The 22,379-nt window shown below is 71.5% G+C and carries 16 protein-coding genes and 1 pseudogene; 5 read left to right on the forward strand and 12 right to left on the reverse strand.

From position 1 onward, the window contains the following. Together CCN33_RS02165 and CCN33_RS02170 are read right to left on the reverse strand one after the other, a co-directional pair. Nucleotides 1-624, reverse strand: a pseudogene (locus CCN33_RS02165) (hypothetical protein); the annotation flags it as partial. A 60-nt stretch (nt 625-684) separates the two neighbouring features. Then, nucleotides 685-3,708, reverse strand: a complete 3,024-nt coding sequence (locus CCN33_RS02170) for a glycoside hydrolase family 3 protein (protein WP_086690471.1) — start codon at nt 3,706-3,708, stop codon at nt 685-687. Nucleotides 3,709-3,943: 235 nt separating this feature from the next. On the opposite strand from CCN33_RS02170, the gene CCN33_RS02175 reads away from it, so the two are divergent. Both CCN33_RS02175 and CCN33_RS02180 read left to right on the forward strand, forming a co-directional pair. After that, on the forward strand, nt 3,944-5,812 hold the full coding sequence (locus CCN33_RS02175) for a ricin-type beta-trefoil lectin domain protein (protein WP_086690473.1): 1,869 nt from the start codon (nt 3,944-3,946) through the stop codon (nt 5,810-5,812). A gap of 71 nt (nt 5,813-5,883) precedes the next feature. Beyond that, nucleotides 5,884-6,492 carry a GPP34 family phosphoprotein gene (locus CCN33_RS02180; protein WP_086690475.1) on the forward strand — a complete coding sequence of 203 codons (609 nt, stop codon included), beginning with the start codon at nt 5,884-5,886 and terminating at the stop codon, nt 6,490-6,492. A gap of 16 nt (nt 6,493-6,508) precedes the next feature. Here CCN33_RS02180 and cimA read toward each other — a convergent pair whose 3' ends face one another. The 6 genes from cimA to CCN33_RS02210 form a co-directional block, all read right to left on the reverse strand. After that, entirely contained in the window at nt 6,509-8,113 is a 1,605-nt protein-coding gene (gene cimA / locus CCN33_RS02185) for a citramalate synthase (RefSeq protein WP_086690477.1), read from the reverse strand. A gap of 353 nt (nt 8,114-8,466) precedes the next feature. Then, nucleotides 8,467-9,555, reverse strand: a complete 1,089-nt coding sequence (locus CCN33_RS02190) for a branched-chain amino acid aminotransferase (protein WP_086690479.1) — start codon at nt 9,553-9,555, stop codon at nt 8,467-8,469. Between the two features lie 289 nt (nt 9,556-9,844). Next, a complete protein-coding gene (locus tag CCN33_RS02195; protein ID WP_086690481.1) occupies nt 9,845-10,888 on the reverse strand; it encodes a 3-isopropylmalate dehydrogenase in 1,044 nt (347 codons plus the stop codon). A 94-nt stretch (nt 10,889-10,982) separates the two neighbouring features. Beyond that, nucleotides 10,983-11,114 (reverse strand): hypothetical protein, encoded by a 132-nt coding sequence (locus CCN33_RS33470; protein WP_086690483.1) that lies wholly within the window; start codon nt 11,112-11,114, stop codon nt 10,983-10,985. A 284-nt stretch (nt 11,115-11,398) separates the two neighbouring features. Further along, nucleotides 11,399-12,319, reverse strand: coding sequence for an NADP-dependent oxidoreductase (locus tag CCN33_RS02205; RefSeq protein WP_086690485.1), 921 nt, complete (start codon nt 12,317-12,319; stop codon nt 11,399-11,401). A 90-nt stretch (nt 12,320-12,409) separates the two neighbouring features. Continuing rightward, nucleotides 12,410-13,048, reverse strand: coding sequence for an HD domain-containing protein (locus CCN33_RS02210; protein WP_167387745.1), 639 nt, complete (start codon nt 13,046-13,048; stop codon nt 12,410-12,412). Between the two features lie 132 nt (nt 13,049-13,180). Here CCN33_RS02210 and CCN33_RS02215 point away from each other — a divergent pair, with 132 nt between their 5' ends. Beyond that, nucleotides 13,181-14,152 (forward strand): GlxA family transcriptional regulator, encoded by a 972-nt coding sequence (locus CCN33_RS02215; RefSeq protein ID WP_086690487.1) that lies wholly within the window; start codon nt 13,181-13,183, stop codon nt 14,150-14,152. 290 nt (nt 14,153-14,442) lie between these two features. Here the strand turns inward: CCN33_RS02215 and pruA are convergent, their stop codons facing one another. Both pruA and CCN33_RS02225 read right to left on the reverse strand, forming a co-directional pair. Continuing rightward, the gene (gene pruA / locus CCN33_RS02220) at nt 14,443-16,074 is read right to left on the reverse strand and encodes an L-glutamate gamma-semialdehyde dehydrogenase (RefSeq protein ID WP_086690489.1); all 1,632 of its coding nucleotides are present in this window, start codon (nt 16,072-16,074) and stop codon (nt 14,443-14,445) included. A 39-nt stretch (nt 16,075-16,113) separates the two neighbouring features. Then, nucleotides 16,114-17,040 carry a proline dehydrogenase family protein gene (locus CCN33_RS02225; RefSeq protein WP_086690490.1) on the reverse strand — a complete coding sequence of 309 codons (927 nt, stop codon included), beginning with the start codon at nt 17,038-17,040 and terminating at the stop codon, nt 16,114-16,116. A gap of 165 nt (nt 17,041-17,205) precedes the next feature. On the opposite strand from CCN33_RS02225, the gene CCN33_RS02230 reads away from it, so the two are divergent. Then, a complete protein-coding gene (locus tag CCN33_RS02230; RefSeq protein ID WP_208621637.1) occupies nt 17,206-18,399 on the forward strand; it encodes a PucR family transcriptional regulator in 1,194 nt (397 codons plus the stop codon). A 4-nt stretch (nt 18,400-18,403) separates the two neighbouring features. Here CCN33_RS02230 and CCN33_RS02235 read toward each other — a convergent pair whose 3' ends face one another. Further along, complete coding sequence (locus CCN33_RS02235) at nt 18,404-18,973, reverse strand: TetR/AcrR family transcriptional regulator (protein ID WP_086690513.1); 570 nt, start codon at nt 18,971-18,973, stop codon at nt 18,404-18,406. A 96-nt stretch (nt 18,974-19,069) separates the two neighbouring features. Here CCN33_RS02235 and CCN33_RS02240 point away from each other — a divergent pair, with 96 nt between their 5' ends. After that, nucleotides 19,070-20,608 (forward strand): MFS transporter, encoded by a 1,539-nt coding sequence (locus CCN33_RS02240; RefSeq protein ID WP_086690494.1) that lies wholly within the window; start codon nt 19,070-19,072, stop codon nt 20,606-20,608. A 66-nt stretch (nt 20,609-20,674) separates the two neighbouring features. Here the strand turns inward: CCN33_RS02240 and serA are convergent, their stop codons facing one another. Further along, a complete protein-coding gene (gene serA / locus CCN33_RS02245) occupies nt 20,675-22,276 on the reverse strand; it encodes a phosphoglycerate dehydrogenase (protein WP_086690496.1) in 1,602 nt (533 codons plus the stop codon). Nucleotides 22,277-22,379 lie beyond the last annotated feature (103 nt).

The raw sequence follows: 22,379 nt of genomic DNA on the forward strand, positions 1-22,379 counted from the left end.
CTCCGCCTCGCGGCGGCGCCGGTTGCGGCGGCTCAGGGTGTAGACCCCGGCGCCGCCCGCCACCACGACCGCCCCGGCGACGATCAGCGCGGTGGTGGAGACCCCGCCGCCGTTGTCGGAGGAGCCCCAGGTGGAGGGGGCGTGGCCGCGTACGGTGTCCAGGGCGCGGTCGGTGAAGTCGGTGAGCTGGGCCTTGGCGCTCTCGCCCTGCACGCTGGAGACGAGGTTCTGCCGGGCGGTGGCGGAGATGACCGAGGGGTCGGAGCCCGCGGCGAAGCGGTCGCCGACGCGGATGCCGTACAGACCGGTGATGCCGGTGGCCGACCGGACGTCGCGCAGGACGCTCCGGGTCGGATAGTCGGCGGGGAGGACCACCAGGAACACCGGCTTGCCGGCGTCCTTGATCTTCTTGGCCAGGGCGTCGGCGTCGGCGCGGGAGAGCTGCCCGGAGGCGGCCGGGTCGACGTAGACCGGGCTCTTGCGCAGGGCCTGGCCGATGGTGGAGGTGCTGGTGACGGCACTGGCACCGGGGGCGAAAGCGAACAGGGGCACCAGGGCCATCGCCAGCACCGCGAGCAGGAGTGCGGGGAGGCTTCGGGCGCGGGTCGGGAGCACGGCCTTCATGCTTCCGACGCTACCCGAAGCCTCCCTCCTTCGGTCAGGTGTACGCACCTGCGATGCTGGTCAGCGAGCCGCCCGGTACGCCTGGAGCAGCTTGAGCAGTGCCTGGCCGTACCGTCCGGTCAGCAGCGCGTGGTCGGCCTCGGCGAAGGGCTTCGACACGGCCGCCGTGATGCGCTGGCCCACCTCGTGCTGGACGATCAGCCGGGCCTGGTTCACCAGTTCACGCCCCCGGCGCTCGTCGTGCCGGCGCTCGGCGGTGGCGGCCGCCTTGCCGAGGGTGGTCAGCGCACTGCTCTTGGTCGCAACCTGTGTGGTCAGGCCCCACCCGTAGGGGTACTGCGGGTCGTACGCGCTGTCGCCGACGTTGATCGGCAGCTGGGCCTCGCTGCGCGGCCAGGTCACGGGGAGCTGCCCGGTGAAGGGCCGCTTGCCGTAGAGCACGTCGGCGACGCCGCCGCCCTCGGTGCCGGGCAGCCAGGACGCGACCAGGGCGTCGATCTCGGCGAGCCGGTCCCCCACCAGCAGCGGGCGGCCGGAGACGGTGAGCACCACGCACTTCATGGCGCCGCACACCTTGTCCACGGCGGCCCGGTCGGCGGCGGACAGGGTCAGTTCATGGCCGTTGCCCACGTCTCCGACGCCCTCGGCATAGGGGGTCTCGCCGACGACGACCACGCCCACGTCGTTCCCGGCGGTCGGCGCCGAGGCGTCCTTGGAGTAGGTGACCTTCCCGCCTGCCTCGCGGATGCCGGCCAGGACGGTGGTGCCCTTGGTGATGTCGCCGGAGGAGCCCTGCCAGGTGATGGTCCAGCCGCCGGACTGGTTGCCGATGTCGTCGGCGTTGGACCCGGCGACGTACACCTTCTGGCTCTTGCGCAGCGGCAGCAGGCCGCCGTCGTTCTTGAGGAGCACCTGGGACTTGGCGACGGCCTCGCGGGCGACGGCCCGGTGGGCCGGGGAGCCGATGGCGGCGGCGCCGGAGGTGTCGGCGTAGGGGTGCTCGAAGAGGCCGAGGCGGAACTTCTGGGTGAGGATGCGGGAGACGGCGTCGTCGATCCGCCGCTCGCTGACCCGGCCTGCCTTCACCTCGGCGGTCAGGGCCGCGCTGAACTCCTTGTAGGTGTAGGGGACCATCATCATGTCGACGCCCGCGTTGACCGAGGTGCGGACCTGGGTCGCGTAGTCGCCGGGGAGCTGGTCGATGGCGTTCCAGTCGCTGATGACGAAGCCGTCGAAGCCCATGCGGCCCTTGAGCACGCCGCTCAGCATGTCGGCGCGGGCGTGCATCTTGACCGGGCCGCGTCCGTCGCCGATCACGTCGAGCGAGGAGTACGAGGGCATCACGGTGCCGACGCCCCGGTCCACCGCGTCCTGGTAGGGGGCGAGGTGGACGGCCTCCAGCTGCTGCCGGGTGAGGGTGGAGACGCCCTGGTCGACGGTGTAGGTGCCGGTGGTGGAGGAGCCGTACGCGGTGCCGCCGTCGGCGACGAAGTGCTTGGCGGTGGCCAGCACCTTGTCGGCGCGGGCGAGGTCGCGCCCGTCGGCGCGGCCCTGGAGGCCCTGGATCACCGTCTCCATCGACTTCACCAGCGCCGGGTCCTCACCGAAGGACTCGTAACTGCGGCCCCAGCGTTCGTCGCGGCTGACGCAGAGGCAGGGGGCGAAGTCCCAGGGGATGCCGGTGGCGCGGACCTCGGCGGCGGTCACCGCCCCGGTGCGCTGGGCGAGCTGGGGGTCGCGGGTGGCGCCGATGCCGATGTTGTGCGGCAGGACCGTGGCGCCGGCCAGGTTGTTGTGGCCGTGGACCGCGTCGACGCCGTAGATCAGCGGGATCTGGAAGCGGGTGGCCTGGGCGCGGAGCTGGAAGCCGTCGATCATCTTCGCCCACGCGGCCGGGGTGTTCGGGGTGGGGGTGGAGCCGCCGCCGGAGAGCAGGGAGCCCAAGTCGTAGGCGGCGATGTCGTTCTGGTCGGAGACGGCGCCGCGCTCGGCCTGGGTCATCTGCCCGGCCTTCTCCGCGAGCGACATCCGCCCGAGCAGGTCGGCGACGCGCTTGCGCACCGGCAACCTGCTGTCCAGGTACGGGAGTCCGTGGGCGTCGATGACGATCTTCGGGTTCTCCGCGGGTGCCTTGGCCCCGGTCACGGTGAGCCCGAGCGGAATGGTCTCGGCGGCCTCGGCGGTGCGGTCCCTCAGTGTGGTCACCTTCACCGTCCGGGAGGTCCCGGACGGGGTGCCGGCCGGGAAGGTGAGGGTGCCGGAGACGGGGGTGTAGTCCTTGCCGGGGCGGGCGGTGCCCTCGCCGGTGGCGTACGCGACGGTCACCGGGGAGGTGACGGGCCCCGCGTCGGTGGTGGCCAGGGTGACCCGGACGCTCGCCGTGCCGCCCTCCTCGACCGGGCGGACGGCCGCGTCGGTGGTGACGGAGGCGCGCAGCGCCGGGTCGGCGGCGCCGTACAGCTCGACGCCGTCCATGGCGAAGCGGCCCTTGCCACCGGTCGGGAGGGTGACGGCGTAACCCCACATCTCGGTGAGGCCGAGGACGTGGTCGATGCCGCCGACCGGCTGGTAGTCCGTGCGATAGGTGAACGCGGAGAACGGCAGCTCGATCCGCTTCCAGCCGGTGAAGTCGTCGGTGAAGGAGGTCGTCCACAGCTCGGACGCCTCGCCGTGCGCGCCGCCGTCCTTGATCTCGAACGTGATCTTCTTGCCGTTGTTCTGTCCCTCCCACCACAGGCGCACCCCCCGGTGGGCGGACCAGTCGTGAGCGGGGGCGGTGGCGGCGTAGTCGTGGGTGAAGCCGCCGTAGCCGCTGATGTCGTAGCTTCCGGTCAGCACCTTGGCGCCCTCGGGGGCGTCGGCGCGGGCGGTCAGCGCCAGGGTGGGCGGGTCGTCGCTGTCGCCGCCCCAGGTGAAGATGCCCTCGGCGGGCTGGGCGGCGAAGGGCACCTCGCCCTCGAAGCGGTCGACCGGCACGGGGGCCGGGTCGGGACCGTCGGCGCCGGACGCGGTGGCGATGCCTCCGGCCAGCGGAAGCAGTGCGGTCAGCAGAGCGGTGGAGACGAGCAGGGCGGTTCTGCGCATGGACCTTCCCTCGGCTCTTGGTTCACTCATGACTTAGCTCACGGCTTGAGTGAACTGGGGTCACGGGGACCCCGTCAACCCTTCGCACGTGACATGACGCTCCGTCAACTCGAAACCGGGCCGCCGGGGTTGTGCGTTCGCCTTCTGAATGCGCGACCCCTTGACGCGGCCCCGGAGCCGTCATTTACTCACGGCTCGCACGCCCCATCCCCCACCTCTCGAAGGGCGGCGCCCCATGAGACGACCCCTGCGTCCGGCCCGGCTGCTGCTGGCCGCGCTGCTGACGACGGCCGGCATCACCACGCTCGCCACCCCCGCCGCACACGCGGCCGGTGAGCCGGTCACGGCCTGGCTGACCACCACCGACGACTCCGCCGGACGGCATGTCGTACGCGGCCTGGAGCCGCAGACGCCGTTCGCCTTCTCGGCCGGCGCCGGAGGCGGCGGCGAGAACATCACGGTGGACGAGAACACCCGCTACCAGACCTTCACCGGCGGCGGGGCCTCCTTCACCGACACCGCCGCCTGGCTGATGAACGGCAGCGGCGCCCTGTCCCCGGCGACCCGCGACGCCACCATGCGCAAGCTGTTCTCGCCCACGGACGGCATCGGGCTGTCCTTCCTGCGCAATCCGATGGGCGCCTCCGACCTGGCCCGCTCCGGCTACACCTACGACGACGTGCCGGCCGGGCAGACCGACCCCTCGCTGGCGAAGTTCTCCCTCGCCCACGACCTCGCGGACGTCATCCCGCTCACCAGGCAGGCCCGCCAACTGAACCCGAACCTCACGGTGATGGCGTCCCCGTGGACCGCCCCGGCATGGATGAAGGACAGCGGCTCCCTCAACGGCGGCTGGCTGAAGGCGGAGGACTACGGCGCCTACGCCTCGTACTTCGTGAAGTACCTCCAGGGCTACCGGGACCAGGGCGTGCCCGTCTCCTACGTCACCGCGCAGAACGAGCCGACCTGCTGCTCGGGCTACCCGTCGATGAGCTGGAACGCCAGTGGCCTCGCGTACTTCACCAAGAGCGAGCTGCTGCCCAGGCTCCAGCAGGCCGGGCTCTCCACCAAGGTGCTGGCGCACGACTGGAACTGGGACACCTACGACTCCTACGCCGCCCAGACCGTGGACGACGCGGCCGTGCGCAACCACCCCAACTTCGGCGGCATCGCCTGGCACGGCTACGGCGGAGACGTCGGCAAGCAGACGGCCGTGCACGACCAGTACCCCGCGCTGGACGCCTTCGCCACCGAGCACTCCGGGGGCACCTGGATCGCCGACCAGCAGCGCGAGGACCTCTCGGACATCATCAACTACACCCGCAACTGGGCGAAGTCGGTCACCAAGTGGTCCCTCGCGGTGGACCAGAACATGGGCCCGCACAACGGCGGCTGCGGCACCTGCACCGGCCTGATCACCGTGCACAACGGCGACGGCCGCAGCGGGAGCGTGGACTACACCGTCGAGTACTACGACATGGGCCACCTCACCAAGTTCGTCCGCCCCGGCGCCCAGCGCATCGCCTCCACCGCGTCCTCCACCGTGCCCAACGTGGCGTGGCGCAACCCGGACGGCGGCAAGGCGCTGATCGCGTACAACGGCGCCACCTCGGCCAGGCAGGTGACCATCAACTGGGGCGCGCAGCACGCCACCTACACGCTGCCCGCCCGCACCTCCGCCACCTTCACCTGGGCTGGCGGCCAGTCCGGCGACAGCTCCCGCACCGGCGCCTTCGTCGGGCTCGCGGGCAAGTGCCTGGACGTGGCGGGCGGGTCCGGCACCAACGGCACGGCGGTGCAGCTCTACGACTGCAACGGCAGCACCGCCCAGCAGTGGACGGTCGCCGCGGACGGCTCGGTGCGGGCGCTCGGCAAGTGCCTGGACGTGGTCTCCGCCTCCACGGCGAACGGCGCCAAGGTCCAGCTCTACGACTGCAACGGCACCGGCGCCCAGCGCTGGTCGTACAACGCGGCCACCGGGGACGTGGTGAACACCGCGGCGGACAAGTGCCTGGACGTCACGGACAACTCCTCTGCCAACGGGGCGCGGGCCCAGATATGGTCGTGCACCGGGGCGGCCAACCAGAAGTGGACGCTGAGGTAGGACAGCCCCGGGTTTCCGGCGCGGGTGATGGTGGTACCCGCGCCGTACCGACCGTGACCGGGGAGCCCGACATGACCACACCGCAGGATCTGCTGTTCGTCGCGCTGGACGTACCCGCCGACCGGCCCGTGGAACAGGGGGATCTGTCGCTGGCACTGGCCGCGGCGGAGCTGCTCGACCTGCTCGCCGCCCAGGTGGTCACCCTGCGGGACGACCGGATCGTCCCGCTCTCCGGTCATCTGACCGGCGACCCGATGCTGGACAAGGCGGCCTCCTCGCTGATCCGCGCGGAGCCGTACGAGAGCGCCGAGGACTGGCTGTGGCGGCGCGGGGACGGCCTGTCCGCCGCCTACCGCGACGAGCTGGAGCACACCGAGCCCGCGGGCTCCGGTCTGCGGCAGCTGTTCCGGCGCGCCGACCGGTCGGTGGAGCGGATCGACTCCGACGCCCGGCGGCACGCGGCCGACCGGTGGGCCCGGCACGAGCCGCTCCTGGTGGGCCTCGCCTCGGCCCTCGGCATCCAGGAGCCCGAGCACGAGGAGCCGGCCGTGAACGCCGAGGACGACCGGGTGGCGGTCGTCCTCGCCGCGCTCGGCGACGCGCTGACCGAGCTGGAGGCGGTACGGCAGCGGCGGCGGATCGAGGAGGACGCGTTCGACAACGTCTGGCGCGCCCCCTGACCGCCGCCGGCGCCCGCTACTCGGCCGGTTCGACGCCCGCGCGCAGCAGCCCGTAGGTGCAGGCGTCCTCCAGTGCCTGCCAGGAGGCGGCGATGACGTTCTCCGCGACGCCGACCGTGGACCACTCCCCCGCGCCGTCGCTGGTGGAGATCAGCACGCGGGTGGTGGACCGGGTGCCGGAGGCGCCCTCCAGGATGCGGACCTTGTAGTCCACCAGTTCCAGCTTGGCGAGCTGCGGGTAGATCTTCTCCAGCGCCACCCTGAGCGCCTGGTCGAGGGCGTTGACCGGGCCGTTGCCCTCGGCGGTGGCGACGATCCGCTCGCCCTTGGCCCACACCTTCACCGTGGCCTCGTTGGCGTGGGTGCCGTCGGGGCGGTCCTCCACGATGGCCCGCCAGGACTCCACCTCGAAGTACTTCAGCGGCGCCCCCTGGGCCTCGGCGCGCAGCAGCAGCTCGAAGGATGCGTCGGCGGCCTCGTAGGTGTAGCCCTTCAGCTCGCGTTCCTTGACGCGCTCGACGACCCGGCCGACCAGGGCGCGGTCGCCGCCGAGGTCGACGCCGAGTTCCCGGCCCTTCAGCTCGATGGAGGCGCGTCCGGCCATGTCGGAGACGAGCATCCGCATGGTGTTGCCGACCCGCTCGGGGTCGATGTGCTGGTAGAGGTCCGGGTCGACCTTGATCGCGGAGGCGTGCAGGCCGGCCTTGTGGGCGAAGGCGGAGACGCCGACGTAGGGCTGGTGGGTGGAGGGCGTGAGGTTGACGACCTCGGCGATGGCGTGCGAGATCCGGGTGGTCTCGCGCAGGTGCCCGTCGGGGAGGACCTTCTTGCCGTACTTCAGCTCCAGCGCGGCGACCACCGGGAAGAGGTTGGCGTTCCCGACGCGCTCGCCGTAGCCGTTGGCCGTGCACTGGACGTGGGTCGCGCCCGCGTCCACGGCGGCGAGGGTGTTGGCGACGGCGCAGCCGGTGTCGTCCTGGGCGTGGATGCCGAGCCGGGCACCGGTGTCGGCGAGGACGGTGCCGACCACGGCGCTGATCTGCGCCGGGAGCATGCCGCCGTTGGTGTCGCACAGCACCACCACGTCGGCTCCGGCCTCGGAGGCGGTGCGGACGACCGCCTTGGCGTAGGCGGGGTTGGCGCGGTAGCCGTCGAAGAAGTGCTCGCAGTCGACGAAGACCCGGCGGCCCTCGGCGCGCAGATGGGCGACGGTGTCCCGGATCATCTCCAGGTTCTCGTCGAGCGTGGTGCGCAGCGCCAGCTCCACATGCCGGTCGTGGGCCTTGGCGACCAGCGTGACGACGGGGGCGCCGGACTCCAGCAGCGCTCTGACCTGCGGATCGTCGGCGGCTTTGGCGCCGGGGCGGCGGGTGGCGCCGAAGGCGACGAGCACCGCGTGCTTGAGGCGGAGCTCCTCGCGGGCGCGGGCGAAGAACTCGGTGTCGCGGGGGTTGGCGCCGGGCCAGCCGCCCTCGATGAAGCCCACGCCGAAGTCGTCCAGGTGCCGTGCGATGGCCAGCTTGTCCGCGACGGTGAGGTTGATGCCCTCGCGCTGCGCGCCGTCGCGCAGCGTGGTGTCGAAGACGTGGAACGAATCGTCGAGCTCGCTGGTTGCGGTCATGGTCTGAAGGCTCCTGTTGTGAATGTCGGTCTTACCGGAAATGACCGGCTCCACCGTTCCCCCCATGGTCCCTCGCGCTCCGCCACCGGCTGCGGTTGGGCCGGAAAACGAAAAAACCCCTCGCGGGTGCGAGAGGTCTGCGCGCGGGTCGAGGACGACGGTGCCACCCGCATGTGGTCGTGCGAGGTGGTCACTGCGGACCGGCGCGCCTGCTGCCCATAATCATGGTGAGCGAGAGCACGGGGGAAGTCTGGCACAGAACGGCCGCCGTCCCATGGGGTGTCTCACCATGCGGGCCACACTGTCCGAAAAGGGACCGCCCCGGAGCCTCCAGGACGGTCCCACGGGTTCGGCTAGCCGATGCGGTGCATCCAGCCGTGCTGGTCCTCGGCCGTGCCGCGCTGGATGTCGAGCAGGGCCTGGCGGAGACGGAGGGTGACCTCGCCGGGCTCGCCGTCGCTCTGCTTCCACTCGGCGCCGGCCCGCTTGACGGTGCCGACCGGGGTGATCACGGCGGCGGTGCCGCAGGCGAAGACCTCGGTGAGGGTGCCGTTCTCGGTGTCGCGCTGCCACTGGTCGACCGAGATCCGCCCCTCCTCGGCCTGGTAGCCGAGATCGCGGGCGACGGCCAGCAGGGAGTCACGGGTGACGCCCTCCAGGATGGAGCCGGTCAGGGTGGGGGTGACGATCTTGTCCCCGTAGACGAAGAACAGGTTCATGCCGCCCAGTTCCTCGACCCACTTGTGCTCGACCGCGTCGAGGTAGCAGACCTGGTCGCAGCCCTTGGCCGCGGCCTCGGCCTGGGCGAGCAGGGAGGCCGCGTAGTTGCCGCCGGTCTTGGCGTCGCCCATGCCGCCGGGGACGGCGCGGACGCGGTCCTCGGAGACCCAGATCGACACCGGCTTCACGCCGCCCTGGAAGTAGGCGCCGGCCGGGGAGGCGATGACGAGGAAGAGGTACTCGTTGGACGGCTTCACGCCCAGGCCGACCTCGGTGCCGATCATGAAGGGGCGCAGGTAGAGGGAGTCCTCGCCGCCATGCGCCGGGACCCAGTCGACGTCCTGGGCGATCAGCGCGTCGCACGCCTCGATGAAGGTCTCCACGGGCAGCTCGGGCATGCCCAGGCGGTGCGCGGAGCGCTGGAAGCGCAGGGCGTTCTGCTCGGGCCGGAAGGTGGCGACCGTGCCGTCGGGCTGGCGGTACGCCTTCAGGCCCTCGAAGATCTCCTGGGCGTAGTGCAGGACGTTGGTGGCCGGGTCGAGCGGGATCGGCGCGTACGGGACGAGCTGGCCGTCGTGCCAGCCGCGGCCCTCGGTCCACTTGATCGTCACCATGTGGTCGGTGAAGCGGCGGCCGAAGCCGGGGCTGGTGAGGATCGCCTCGCGCTCCGCGGCGGCGAGCGGGTGGGCGGAGGGCTTGAGCTCGATCGTGGGCGTCGTCATGGGCGGCAGTCCTTCTCTTCCTGGCGTGGGACGGGCGGCTCCGGCGGGGCGGCCGGTGCCTGAAGGTCACCCCCGGCCAGGCGCGGTACCGGTGGTGGCGGGCCGCGCTCACGCCGTCCGGGCATTCCCTCATGTCGCGGCTCCGCGTTCGATTATCGCGCGGCACGGACTCCGGAAGGAATCGGGGTGAACACGACCCGGTGCTCGATGGTGGCACCCGGCACGGGCACGGCAAAGGGCCGCCGGGCGCCTGAAGCGACCCGGCGGCCCTTTCACGGGGCCTTACGGGTCAGCCGCCTACCCGGCCTACGAGCGCGTCGCCGATCTCGGCGGTGGTGCGCGGGGGCAGGTCCACCCGCTCGGTGAGGTCGGCGGCGACGGCCGCGTCCACCCGTTCGGCCTCGGTGTCGTAGCCGAGGTGGCGCAGCAGCAGGGCCACGGAGAGGACGGTGGCGGTGGGGTCGGCCTTGCCCTGTCCGGCGATGTCCGGGGCGGAGCCGTGGACCGGCTCGAACATGGACGGGTACGTACGGGCCGGGTTGATGTTGCCCGACGCGGCCACGCCGATGCCGCCGGAGACGGCCGCGGCGAGGTCGGTGATGATGTCGCCGAAGAGGTTGTCGGTGACGATCACGTCGAACCGCTCGGGATCGGTCACCAGGTAGATGGTGGCCGCGTCGACGTGGATGTACTCGGTGGTGACCTCGGGGTACTCCTCGGCCACCTTGTTGAAGATGTTGGTCCACAGGTGCCCGGCGAAGGTGAGCACGTTGTTCTTGTGGACCAGGGTGAGCTTCTTGCGCGGGCGGGCCTGGGCGCGGGCGAAGGCGTCCCGGACGACCCGCTCGACACCGTAGGCGGTGTTCACCGAGACCTCGGTGGCGACCTCGTGCTCGGTGCCGGTGCGGATGGTGCCGCCGTTGCCCGTGTAGGGACCCTCGGTGCCCTCGCGGACCACGACGAAGTCGATCTCCGGCTGGCCGGCGAGCGGGGTGGCGACGCCGGGGAGCAGCTTGGAGGGGCGCAGGTTGACGTGGTGGTCGAAGGCGAACCGGAGCTTCAGCAGGAAGCCGCGCTCCAGCACGCCCGACGGCACCGACGGATCGCCGATGGCGCCGAGCAGGATGGCGTCGTGGGCCTTGAGGGAGTCGAGGTCGGCGTCGGTGAGGGTCTCACCGGTGGCGTGGTAGCGCCGGGCGCCGAAGTCGTACTCCTTGGTCTCCAGCTTCACGTCCTGGGGCAGGACGGCGGAGAGGACCTTGAGACCCTCGGTCACGACCTCCTGGCCGATGCCGTCGCCGGGGATCACTGCGAGATCGATGCTGCGGGACATGTGCGGCACCCTACTCCGCGTCCCACGGGATGACACGGACCGTCCGCGATGCGGACAGCGGCCGGCGGACGGTCCGTAGGGCGGGCGGTTCGGCTCAGTGGCCGGTCTCGCCGCCGTTGTCCCGGCGGTCGAGGGCGCGCTGGAGGGCGGCCGCGGCCTGGGCGCGGTCGGTGTCGTTCGAACGGGAGGCGTGGCGCACGCGGCGGCGGACGGTCGTCTCGGCCATGGGAAATCGACTCCTTCGACAGAGTGGTTGCACGGCAGCGGTGAGCTGTGAGACGCCGGAAGGGGCGGAGAGCGCACGCCGCAGGGATTGCCTGCGCGGGGCGCGGCTCACGACCGCCCTTCGCTGGATGGAGCGATTCGTTCGGCTCATCCCAAGCTAAGGGACCGGGCCGCGCCTGTCTGCATGGTTACTCGGACTTCCTACTATCTGAGACGGCGCGCCTCGCCACCTGCGGTTTCCCGCCGGGGACCGGGCCGAGTCGGGGGGCGGCGGCCGGTGGTCCCTCAGTCCTCGGTCACGCGGACGACGGTGCGGCCGCGATCGTGCCGCCGGGCGCTGAAAGCGGCGGCCGCGTCGGTCAACGGCACGATCGCGCCGACCCGGATGCGGAGCCGGCCGTCTCTGACTCGCTGGGCGAGGTCGGCGAGGCGGAGGCGGTCCGGTTCCACGACGAAGAAGAGGGCGCGTCCGTCGTCGGGGCGCGTGGTGGGCGGATGGGCGATGGTGACGAGCGTGCCGCCGGCCCGTACGAGCGCCGCTGAGCGGTCGAGGACGTCGCCGCCGATCACGTCGAGGACGACATCGACCTGACCGACGTCCTCAAGGCGGTCACTGTCCAGGTCGACGAAGGCGTGTGCGCCCAGGTCGGACACGGTGTCCCGGTCGCCGGCGCGGCCCGTGCCCACGACGCGGGCCCCGGCTTGGCGGGCGAGCTGGACGGCGACGGAGCCCACGGCGCCGGCGGCCCCGTGGATCAGGACGGTCTGGCCGGCGGCGAGCCGTGCGTGGTCGAACAGGGCCTGCCAGGCGGTGAGTCCCGAGATGGGGAGTGCGGCCGCCGTCGTGTGCTCGACGTCCGCGGGGAGCGGGGCGAGGTTGCGGGCTTCCACGGCAACGTACTCGGCGAGTGATCCGTCGCGCGTCCAGTCGGTCAGACCGAAGACGCGCTGGCCGATGGTGAGGCCGGTGGTTCCGTAGCCGAGTGCCGTCACCGCCCCTGACACCTCGTGGCCGGGCACGCTCGGGGTGCGGTCGCGGCCGGCGCGGTCGGTCCAGGTGCCGGGCCAGTCGAGCTCTCCGCGGGTGAGCCCGGCGGCGTGCACGCGCACGACGACGTCGTTCTCCGCGGCGTGGGGAAGCGGAAGGTCCTCCAGAGCAAGGCCTGTGGCCCCGGCTTCGCGGTCCCGGACGGTGAGGGCTCGCACGGATGTCTCCTTTCGTGGTGCGGGTGAGTCGCAGGACGTGGACAGGTCAGCGATTCCACGCACAGGACGCTCGGCGGCCCGCGCGTCGGCTCACCGCGGCCACGGAGCGTCGATGACGCGCTCGACGAGAGACGCACGGTGGAAACCGGGGACGAAGTGTTCCAGGATGTCCGCGTTGATGGTTCCGTAGGTCGTGTCGGGACGGTGTTTGAGGCCGTCGACGAATTCCTGCAGGAATCCCTTCTTGAATTCACCGCGCGGGTGGGCGGCGACGATCTCGTCGACTTGGTCCGCCGGCAGGCTGTCCAGTCCCCAGCCGACGGCGTCGGTCAGCACGCCGTAATTCGTCGCTGCCGTCTCGGGCCCCATCCGGCCGGGAATCCCCGGTGTCGTGTGCAGGGCGATAGCCGTCCAGACCGTTTCAGCGGCCTTCTCCGGGAACCCGCGATCGAGCAGGAACGCGCGCGCATGGTCGGCGCCGTCCAGTTCGAAGCGCTGCTGCACGTCCGAGAACGGGATCAGAAGCCCGGCGTCGTGGAACATCGCCGAGAGGTACAGCAACTCGGGATCGGGCTGGAGCCCCAGCTCACGCGCATGGAGGGAACCGAAGAGGAATACACGCCTGGAGTGGTGAAAGATCAATGGGTTCGTCCTGACCCTGATGAATTCCGTGGCCAGTGCGACAGCCGGGGTCTCGGGAATTTCCACTCCTGCGATGATGTCGCTCATGATGTCTGTGCTTTCCGGTGAGAGGTGCTGAGGTGACCATGCGTGTGTTCGCCACGATGCCGACCCCACGGCCCCGGCGCCGCCTCGGTCCGGCCATGAACCACTCGTATCCAGTCATCCCAGGATGGGTCAGTGGGCACTGACCCGCATCGGGTGGTGGTCCTCGTCCACGACGGGGTCAAGATGCTGGACGTCGCCGGCCCCGCCGAGGTGTTCGGAGAGGCGAATCTTCTCGGTGCCCACTACCGGATCGCCGTGGTGTCGACGACGGGCGCCGACGTCACCTCCTCGGTCGGCATTCGGATCGCCGTCGACGGCAGCGCCGCCACCCAGCCAGATCCCGGCACGTTCCTGATGCCGGGCGCGAACGTCCACCCCCGAGCGGCCGTCACCCGAGACCTGGCAGAGGGCGCGAGGGATCTCGCGGCGCGCTCCGGCCGGGTCGCCGCCGTGTGCTCCGGAGCCTTCGTCCTCGGCGCTGCCGGTCTTCTGGACGGCAGACGGGCGACCACCCACTGGAAGATCGCGGACGAACTCGCCGCCCGGCACCCGAAGACCCTCGTCGAACCCGACGCCATCTATGTGCGCGACGGCACCGTCTACACCTCGGCGGGCGTCACCGCGGGCATCGACCTCGCCCTGGCCCTCGTCGAGGAGGACCACGGCGTCGAGGTCAGCCGCGAGGTGGCCCGCGCACTGGTGGTCTACCTGCAACGTGCGGGCGGCCAGTCGCAGTTCTCCGCTCCCCTGAAGGGTTCGCCGCCCCGGTCTCCCGCCCTGCGCAGGGTCGTCGACCTGGTGACGGCAGATCCTGCGGGCGCCTACTCCCTCACCGAACTGGCCGCCCGTCTCCACGTCAGTACGCGCCACCTCACGCGCCTGTTCCAGGAGGAGCTGGGCACCACACCCGCCCGCTACGTCGAGTCGATCCGGTTCGACATCGCCAAGGCGCTGCTCGATCAGGGCTGCACCGCGACCGAGGCTGCGTCCCTGGCGGGCTTCCCGAGCTACGAGAGCCTCCGCCGCGTCTTCGCCCGGGAACTGTCCATCTCCCCGGCCGCCTACCGGCGCCGTTTCGCCACCGCCCGCCGCGCCGGCCGCTGATCCCGCTGCGCTGGTACGCAACGGTGCTTGCCGTGACTGGCGGCCGCTTGCCCATCAGCACGTCACCGGGGGCTGTCACAAGGGGTCCGGCCGGCGAGCCGCACCGACGCCTGCAAACAGCGCCACACCGTCCCACGCTGCATCACCAGGGTCAGGCAGTGGCGTTCTTCTCTCCAGCCAGGTGCTCCGAAGGAGACAACCTGGCAGCGGCCGGACACACGACGGCCCGGCGAGCCCGTTCAGGGCGGGCTCGCCGGGCCGGATCGTGAGGGCTGTCGCCCCCGAAGGGGTCAGCCCATGTGCGGGTAGCCGTACTCGGTCGGCGGGACCAGCGTCTCCTTGATGGCGCGGGTCAGGGTCCAGCGCATCAGGTTCTGCGGGGCGCCGGCCTTGTCGTCGGTACCGGAGGCGCGGCCGCCGCCGAAGGGCTGCTGGCCGACGACGGCGCCGGTGGACTTGTCGTTGATGTAGAAGTTGCCCGCCGCGTAGCGGAGCTTCTCCATCGTGTACGCCGCCGCGGCGCGGTCGTTGGAGATGACCGAGCCGGTGAGGGCGTAGTCCGAGACCGACTCCATCTGGGTCAGCATCTCGTCGTACTTGTCGTCCTCGTAGACGTGCACGGCGAGGATCGGGCCGAAGTACTCGGTGCGGAAGACCTCGTTGTCGGGGTCGGTGCACTCGATGACGGTCGGGCGGACGAAGTAGCCCACCGAGTCGTCGTAGGAGCCGCCCGCGACGATGCGGCAGGTGGCGTCCTCGGCGGCGCGGTCGATGGCGGCCTTGTTCTTGGCGAAGGAGCGCTCGTCGATGACCGCGCCGATGAAGTTCGACAGGTCGGTGACGTCACCCATGGTGAGGCCGTCGACCTCGGCCGCGAACTCCTCCTTGAAACCGGAGTTCCAGATGGAGGCCGGGATGTAGGCACGCGAGGTGGCGGAGCACTTCTGGCCCTGGTACTCGAAGGCACCGCGGGTCAGCGCGGTCTTGAGCACCGCGCGGTCGGCGGAGGGGTGCGCGACCACGAAGTCCTTGCCGCCGGTCTCGCCGACCAGACGCGGGTAGGCGCGGTACTTCTCGATGTTGTTGCCGACCGTCTTCCACAGGTACTGGAAGGTCTTGGTCGAGCCGGTGAAGTGGATGCCGGCGAGGTCGCGGTGCTCCAGGGCGACCTCGGAGACGGCGATGCCGTCGCCGGTGACCAGGTTGATGACGCCCTTGGGCAGCCCGGCCTCCTCCAGCAGCCGCATCAGCAGCACGGCGGCGTGGGTCTGCGTCGGGGACGGCTTCCAGACCACCACGTTGCCCATGAGGGCGGGCGCGGTGGGCAGGTTGGCGGCGATGGCCGAGAAGTTGAACGGCGTGATCGCGTAGACGAAGCCCTCCAGCGGGCGGTGGTCCATGCGGTTCCACACGCCGGGCGAGTTGGCCGGGGGCTGCTCGGCCAGGATCTGGCGGGCGTAGTGCACGTTGAAGCGCCAGAAGTCGACCAGCTCGCAGGGGCTGTCGATCTCGGCCTGCTGGGCGGTCTTGGACTGGCCCAGCATGGTGGAGGCGGCGATGGTCTCGCGCCAGGGGCCGGAGAGCAGCTCGGCGGCGCGCAGGATGATCGCGGCACGGTCGTCGAAGGACATCGCGCGCCAGGCCGGGGCGGCGGCCAGGGCGGCGTCGATCGCGTCCTGGGCGTCCTCGCGGGTGGCGTTGCGCAGGGTGCCGAGGACGGCCTTGTGGTTGTGCGGCTGGACCACCTGGAAGGACTCGCCGCCGCCCATCCGCTTCTCGCCGCCGATGGTCATCGGCAGGTCGACCGGGTTCTCGGCCAGCTCCTTCAGCTTGGCCTCCAGCCGGGCGCGCTCGGGGCTGCCGGGGGCGTAGCCGTGCACCGGCTCGTTGACGGGGGTGGGGACCTGGGTCACAGCGTCCATGAGATCCGTAACTCCTTTACGTTGAGCGGGTGTTCGGGCTCAGCCCTTGGTGATCATGCTGCGTACGAAGAACTGGAGGTTCGCCGGCTTCTCGGCGAGACGGCGCATGAAATAGCCGTACCAGTCGGTGCCGTAGGCGGTGTAGACACGCATGCGGTGCCCCTCGGCGGCCAGCCGCAGGTGCTCGTCGCCCCTGATGCCGTAGAGCATCTGGAACTCGTACTCGTCGAGCTTACGGCCCGCGCGGTGGGCGAGTTCCTGGGCGATGGAGATGAGGCGGGGGTCGTGGGACCCGATCATCGGGTAGCCATCGCCCTCCATCAGCGTCTTCAGGACGCGGACGTACGCCTTGTCGATCTCGTGCTTCTGCTGGTACGCGACCTCGGCGGGCTCCTTGTAGGCGCCCTTGACCAGGCGGACCCGGCTGCCGGCGGCGGCCAGACGGCGGGCGTCGGCCTCGGTGCGGAAGAGGTACGCCTGGATGACGCAGCCGGTGGCGGGGAAGTCCTTCCGCAGCTCCTCGTGGATGGCGAACATCGAGTCGAGGGTGGTGTGGTCCTCGGCGTCCAGGGTGACCGTGGTGCCGATGGCGGCGGCGGCCTCGACGACGGGGCGCACGTTGGCGAGGGCCAGCTCGTGGCCGCCCTCCAGCGCCTGGCCGAACATGGAGAGCTTGACGGACATCTCGACCCGCTCGCCCAGGTCGAGGTCCTTGAGGTGGTCGACGAGCGCGAGGTAGGCGTCCCGCGCGGCGGCGGCCTGCTCGGGGGTGGTGATGTCCTCGCCGACGACGTCCATCGTGAGCTCGAGGCCCTTGGCGGTCAGCTCCGAGATGATCGGGACGATGTCGTCCACCGTCTCGCCGGGGATGAACCGGTCGACGACCTGCTTGGTCACCGGGGCGGCCGAGATCAGACGACGCATCCGGTCGCTGCGCGACGCGGCGAGAATCACGGGACCCAGCACGGGGCACCTCCACAACAAAAGCACCGAAACGGCCGGGACCCGACGATTCGGGGACGGCACGGAGAACCACCGTGAAACCTAGGGATCTCTTCGATGGTGGGCCATCGACAGACGTCACGCATCCGATCACCGGTTCTCAGACAGATGTATGAAGCGGGCTCGGATATGCGGGAGAATGCCCGAGTGGCGGCCGATTACCGAGATGACTACCAGGAGCTGGTGGACGAGATCTCCGAGCTGCTGGGCGCCCCGGCGACCCTGGAGAACCGGGACTTCGAACTGATCGCCTTCGGCGCGTACGACAGCGAGGGCGAGCTGGACCCCACCGCGCTGGACCCGGTGCGGGCCCGCTCGATCCTGACCCGGCGCTCGACCTCGGCGGTCCGGGCGTGGTTCGAGGGCTTCGGCATCACCCGCGCGACGGAACCCGTGCGCATCCCGCCCACCCCGGAGGCGGGCGTCTACCGGGGCCGGATCTGCCTGCCGGTACGCCATCGAGGTGTCGTGCTCGGCTATGTGTGGCTGCTGGACGACGATCCCGGCCCGAGCGACGCCCAGCTCGCCGCCGCCATGCCGGTGACCGGGCGGATCGGCGCGCTGCTGGCCGACGAGGCGCGGGCCGGGGCGGGGCTCGGCCGGGAGCTTCGGGCGGTGCTCACGGCGGAGGACGGCTGGCAGCGGGACATGGCCGTCACCGACCTGCGCACCGCGCTGGGTCCGCGCGCGGACGGCCCGCACACCGTGGTCTGCGTGGCCCCCTGGTTCTCCGCCGACCCCGACGACGCCCCCTCGGTACGCACCGTCCCGCACGCCACCGCCCTGTGCACGGTGCCCTGGGGCGCGACGGCGCAGAGCCTCGCGGTGCTGGTGCGGCTGCGCAGTACGGAGGTGACGGCCCCGGCGCTGGTGGCGGCCACGCGGCTGATCAAGGAGGCGGAGGGCGCCGTGGTCGGAGTGGGGGTCGGCGAACCCCGCGCCGGGCTGGCCGAGCTGGGCACGGCGTGGCAGGAGGCGTCGGCGGCGGCGCGGGCCGCCCTGGCGGAGCCGAGGTTCGCGCCGGTGGCCGAGTGGCGGGGCATCGGGCCGTACCGGCTGCTGTCCGCGCTTCCGCCGAGGTCGGTGCAGGACCCGGTGGCGGCGCCGCTGCTCTCTCCCGCCCACCAGGAACTGGCCCGCACCGCCGAGGTCTACCTCGACTGCGCGGGCCAGGCCGGCCGGGCGGCGGCCGAACTGGGCATCCACCGCCAGACGCTCTACTACCGCCTGGGCCGCGTGGAACGCCTGACCGGCCTGGACCTGGACGACGGCGAGGACCGCCTCCTCCTCCACATGGCCCTGAAGCGGGCCCGGCTGGGCTGAGCGTTCAGCCCTTCCGCACGCCCTCCACGACCCGGCGCAGCCCGGCGGTGAGGGCGTCCGCGTCCGGGGCCGTCTCGGGGTCGAAGGTCCACTGGGCGATGAGGCCGGTCATCAGGGTGAGGTAGAAGCGGCCGAGGGTGTCGGCGGTCTCGTCGGTGACCTCGTCCTCCGGTACGCCGGTGAGCAGCGCGACCAGGCCGCGTCCGCCCTCGCGCTGCTCGCGGCCCAGGTAGGCGCGGACCTCGGGGAGTTCGATGGTCATGACCTCCATGCTGAGCCGGAAGACCGAACCGGGTTCGCGCATCGCGGAGATGATGTTCGACCACACCCAGTGGAAGCGCTCCGGCGAGCCGGGCTCGCCCTCCGGCTCGGCACCGCCGAAGGTGTCCCCCGCCTCCTCCACCAGCGCCACGTACGCCTGGGCGAGCAGGGCGTCCTTGGAGCCGTAGTGGTAGCCGATCGAGGCCAGGTTGGTGCCCGACTCCTTCACGATGTCGCGCGCGGTGGTCCGGGCGAACCCCTTCGCCAGCAGGCAGCGCTTGGCGCCCTCGAGCAGATCCTCACGGTGTCCCATGCCGGCCAGCGTATCCCGGTCCATACGAGCGTCCTATACGCATGACTTATACAAGCGTTCTAGACAGCCGTTTAATACAGCCGTACATTCCTCGGCATGGTGAATCCGCAGAGCGCAACGAGCACCACCCCGACTCCCGTGCAGGACCAGCCCGTTCGTGCCGGACGGCGCGAGTGGACCGCGCTGGGCGTGCTGATGCTGCCGCTGCTGCTGGTCTCGATGGACGTGTCCGTGCTGTACTTCGCCACCCCGGCGATCAGCGCGGACCTCCGCCCGACCGGCACTCAGCAGCTCTGGATCTTCGACGTCTACGGCTTCGTCCTGGCCGGCCTGCTGATGACGATGGGCGCCCTCGGCGACCGCGTCGGCAGCCGCCGGCTCCTGCTGGCAGGGGCCGCCGCCTTCGGTGCCGCCTCGGTCCTCGCCGCCTACGCCGACAGCGCCACCACCCTGATCGCGGCCCGCGCCGTCCTCGGCGTCGGCGGCGCCACCCTGATGCCGTCCACCATGGCGCTGCTGCGCACCATGTTCACCGACCCCGCCCAGCGGGCGAAGGCGATCGGACTGTGGTCCGGGGTGATGACCGGCGGGATCGCACTGGGCTCGGTGCTGAGCGGGGTGCTGGTGGAGCACTTCTGGTGGGGCTCGGTCTTCCTGGTCAACCTGCCCGCGATGCTCCTGCTCCTGGCCCTCGGCCCGTTCCTGCTCCCCGAGTCCCAAAACCCCTCCCCCGGCGCCTTCGACTGGATCAGCGTCCCCCTCTCGCTGGCCGCCGCGCTCCCGGTGATCTACGGCCTGAAGGAGATCCCGTCCGAGGGCTGGCACGTGCGGTACGTGATGTCGGTGACGGTCGGCCTGTTCTTCGCCGCCCTCTTCGTCCAACGCCAGCGCACCGCCGCCTCCCCGCTGGTGCCGCCCGCGCTGCTGCGGAACCGGGGCTTCACCCCGGCCGTGGTGCTGACCCTGGTGTCCGCCTTCGGCATGCTGGGCTCGGCGATCTTCACCACGCAGTACCTCCAGTCCGTGCTGGGCAAGAGCCCGCTGTCGGCCGCGCTGTGGAGCCTGGTGCCGTCGGTGCTGATCGGGGTCGCGGGGCCGGTCACCGCCGCGCTGGTCGCCCGGGGCGTGGACCGGGGCCGGGTGGTCGCCGCCGGGTTCGCGGTCTCGGCCGCCGGGTACGGGCTGCTCGCGCTGACCGGCACCGGGTCGCTGTGGCTGCTGCTGGCCGCCGCCGGAGTGCTGGCCTGCGGTGCGGTGATGGTGCTGTCCCAGCTCACCGACCTGGCGATGGGCAGTGCCCCGGCGGAGCGGGCGGGCACCGCCTCGTCCCAGCTGGAAACGGCCACGGAGTTCGGCGGCGCGCTGGGCATGGCGGTCCTGGGCTCGGTCGGCGCCGCCGTCTACCGGCACCGGATGCCGTCCGGCACCCCGGCCGAGGCCCGCGAGACGCTCGGCGGCGCGCTGGTCACCGCGGCCCGGCTGCCCGGCCGGTCCGGGGAGGCGCTGCTCGCCTCGGCGCGGGAGGCGTTCACCTCCGGGATGCACGCGGCGGCCCTCGCCGGGGCGGGCGTGCTGGTGCTGGCCGCGATCGGCGCCGCGCTGACCCTGCGCGGACCGGACGCCGAGCAGCCCTGAGACGCCGGAGCGCCGAGCGGCCCGCAAGGGGGTCCGCCCGGCGCTCCGGCGTGTTCGGGGTGCGGATCAGTCCAGGTTGACCGACCGGGCGGAGGTCGCCCCGATCTCCTGGGCCAGCTCGCCCAGCGTGGCCGGGTCGACCGTGTCGTCCACCGTCAGGACGGCCAGCGCCTCGCCGCCGGCGGTGGAGCGGGCCACCTGCATACCGGCGATGTTGATGCCCGCCTCGCCGAGGACCCGGCCGACGGTGCCGACGACACCGGGACGGTCCTCGTAGCTGAGGACGACCATGTGCTCGGTGAGCGCGAGGTCCACGTCGTAGTCGCCGACCGCGACGATCTTCTGGACGTGCTTGGGACCGGCCAGCGTGCCGGAGACCGACACCTCCTCGCCGCCCGCGAGGGTGCCGCGCACGGTGACCACGTTGCGGTGGTCGGCCGACTCGGAGCTGGTGGTGAGGCGGACCTCGACACCGCGCTCCTGGGCGAACAGCGGGGCGTTGACGTAGGAGACGGTCTCGTCCACCACGTCCTCGAACACACCCTTGAGCGCGGAGAGTTCGAGCACCTTCACATCGTGCTGGGTGATCTCGCCGTACACCTCGACGTCGAGGCGGACCGCGACCTCGCCCGCCAGCGCGGTGAAGATGCGGCCGAGGCGCTCGGCCAGCGGCAGACCGGGCTTCACGTCCTCGGCGATGACACCGCCCTGGACGTTGACCGCGTCCGGCACCAGCTCACCGGCGAGGGCGAGGCGCACCGAGCGGGCCACCGCGATACCGGCCTTCTCCTGGGCCTCGTCGGTGGAGGCGCCGAGGTGCGGGGTGCAGACCACCTGGTCCAGCTCGAACAGCGGGGAGTCGGTGCACGGCTCCTTCGCGTACACGTCGAGCCCGGCGCCGGCGACCCGGCCCTCCTTCAGCGCCGCGTACAGCGCCGCCTCGTCGACGATGCCGCCGCGCGCGGCGTTGACGATGCGCACGGTCGGCTTGACCTTGCGCAGCGCCTCGTCGCCGATCAGACCGAGGGTCTCGGGGGTCTTGGGCAGGTGGACGGTGATGAAGTCGGAGACCTCCAGCAGCTCGTCCAGCGACAGCACCTTGACGCCCATCTGCGCGGCCCGCGCGGGCTGTACGTAAGGGTCGTAGGCGACCACCTTCATGCCGAAGGCGGACATCCGCTGGGCGACCAGGGCGCCGATGCGGCCGAGGCCGACCACGCCGAGGGTCTTCTCGGCCAGCTCGACGCCGGTGTACTTGCTCCGCTTCCACTCGCCGTTCTTCAGAGCGGCGTTGGCCTGCGGGATGTTGCGCGCGCTGGCCACGAGCAGACCGCAGGCCAGCTCGGCGGCGGTGACGATGTTGGAGGTGGGGGCGTTGACGACCATCACGCCGGCCTTGGTGGCGGCGGAGACGTCGACGTTGTCCAGGCCGACGCCGGCTCGTGCGACGACCTTCAGCTTCTTGGCCGCGGCGATCGCCTCGGCGTCGACCTTGGTGGCCGAGCGGACGAGGATCGCGTCCACGTCGGCGATGGCGGGGAGCAGTTCGGCGCGGTCGGCTCCGTTGCAGTGCCGGATCTCGAAGTCCGGCCCGAGTGCGTCCACGGTGGCGGGCGACAGCTCTTCAGCGATGAGTACCGTGGCTTTTCGACTGGGGTACGAGCTCACGTGAGTCCTCACAAGTCCATTGCGGACGGCCGTCCCGACGGCCGCTGGCGGTGGAGGGGTGCTAGCCGCGTGGAAGACGCACGACACTGTGGGCCTGACGCGT

The organism is Streptomyces recifensis (assembly GCF_002154615.1).
Lineage (GTDB): Bacteria > Actinomycetota > Actinomycetes > Streptomycetales > Streptomycetaceae > Streptomyces > Streptomyces griseoluteus.

Bases quoted from the DNA above. Each gene is read 5' to 3' on its own strand.
- CCN33_RS02170 (WP_086690471.1), bottom strand. From the start codon at position 3,708: ATGCGCAGAACCGCCCTGCTCGTCTCCACCGCTCTGCTGACCGCACTG.
- CCN33_RS02175 (WP_086690473.1), top strand. From the start codon at position 3,944: ATGAGACGACCCCTGCGTCCGGCCCGGCTGCTGCTGGCCGCGCTGCTG.
- CCN33_RS02180 (WP_086690475.1), top strand. From the start codon at position 5,884: ATGACCACACCGCAGGATCTGCTGTTCGTCGCGCTGGACGTACCCGCC.
- cimA (WP_086690477.1), bottom strand. From the start codon at position 8,113: ATGACCGCAACCAGCGAGCTCGACGATTCGTTCCACGTCTTCGACACC.
- CCN33_RS02190 (WP_086690479.1), bottom strand. From the start codon at position 9,555: ATGACGACGCCCACGATCGAGCTCAAGCCCTCCGCCCACCCGCTCGCC.
- CCN33_RS02195 (WP_086690481.1), bottom strand. From the start codon at position 10,888: ATGTCCCGCAGCATCGATCTCGCAGTGATCCCCGGCGACGGCATCGGC.
- CCN33_RS33470 (WP_086690483.1), bottom strand. From the start codon at position 11,114: ATGGCCGAGACGACCGTCCGCCGCCGCGTGCGCCACGCCTCCCGTTCG.
- CCN33_RS02210 (WP_167387745.1), bottom strand. From the start codon at position 13,048: ATGAGCGACATCATCGCAGGAGTGGAAATTCCCGAGACCCCGGCTGTC.
- pruA (WP_086690489.1), bottom strand. From the start codon at position 16,074: ATGGACGCTGTGACCCAGGTCCCCACCCCCGTCAACGAGCCGGTGCAC.
- CCN33_RS02230 (WP_208621637.1), top strand. From the start codon at position 17,206: ATGCGGGAGAATGCCCGAGTGGCGGCCGATTACCGAGATGACTACCAG.
- CCN33_RS02235 (WP_086690513.1), bottom strand. From the start codon at position 18,973: ATGGGACACCGTGAGGATCTGCTCGAGGGCGCCAAGCGCTGCCTGCTG.
- CCN33_RS02240 (WP_086690494.1), top strand. From the start codon at position 19,070: ATGGTGAATCCGCAGAGCGCAACGAGCACCACCCCGACTCCCGTGCAG.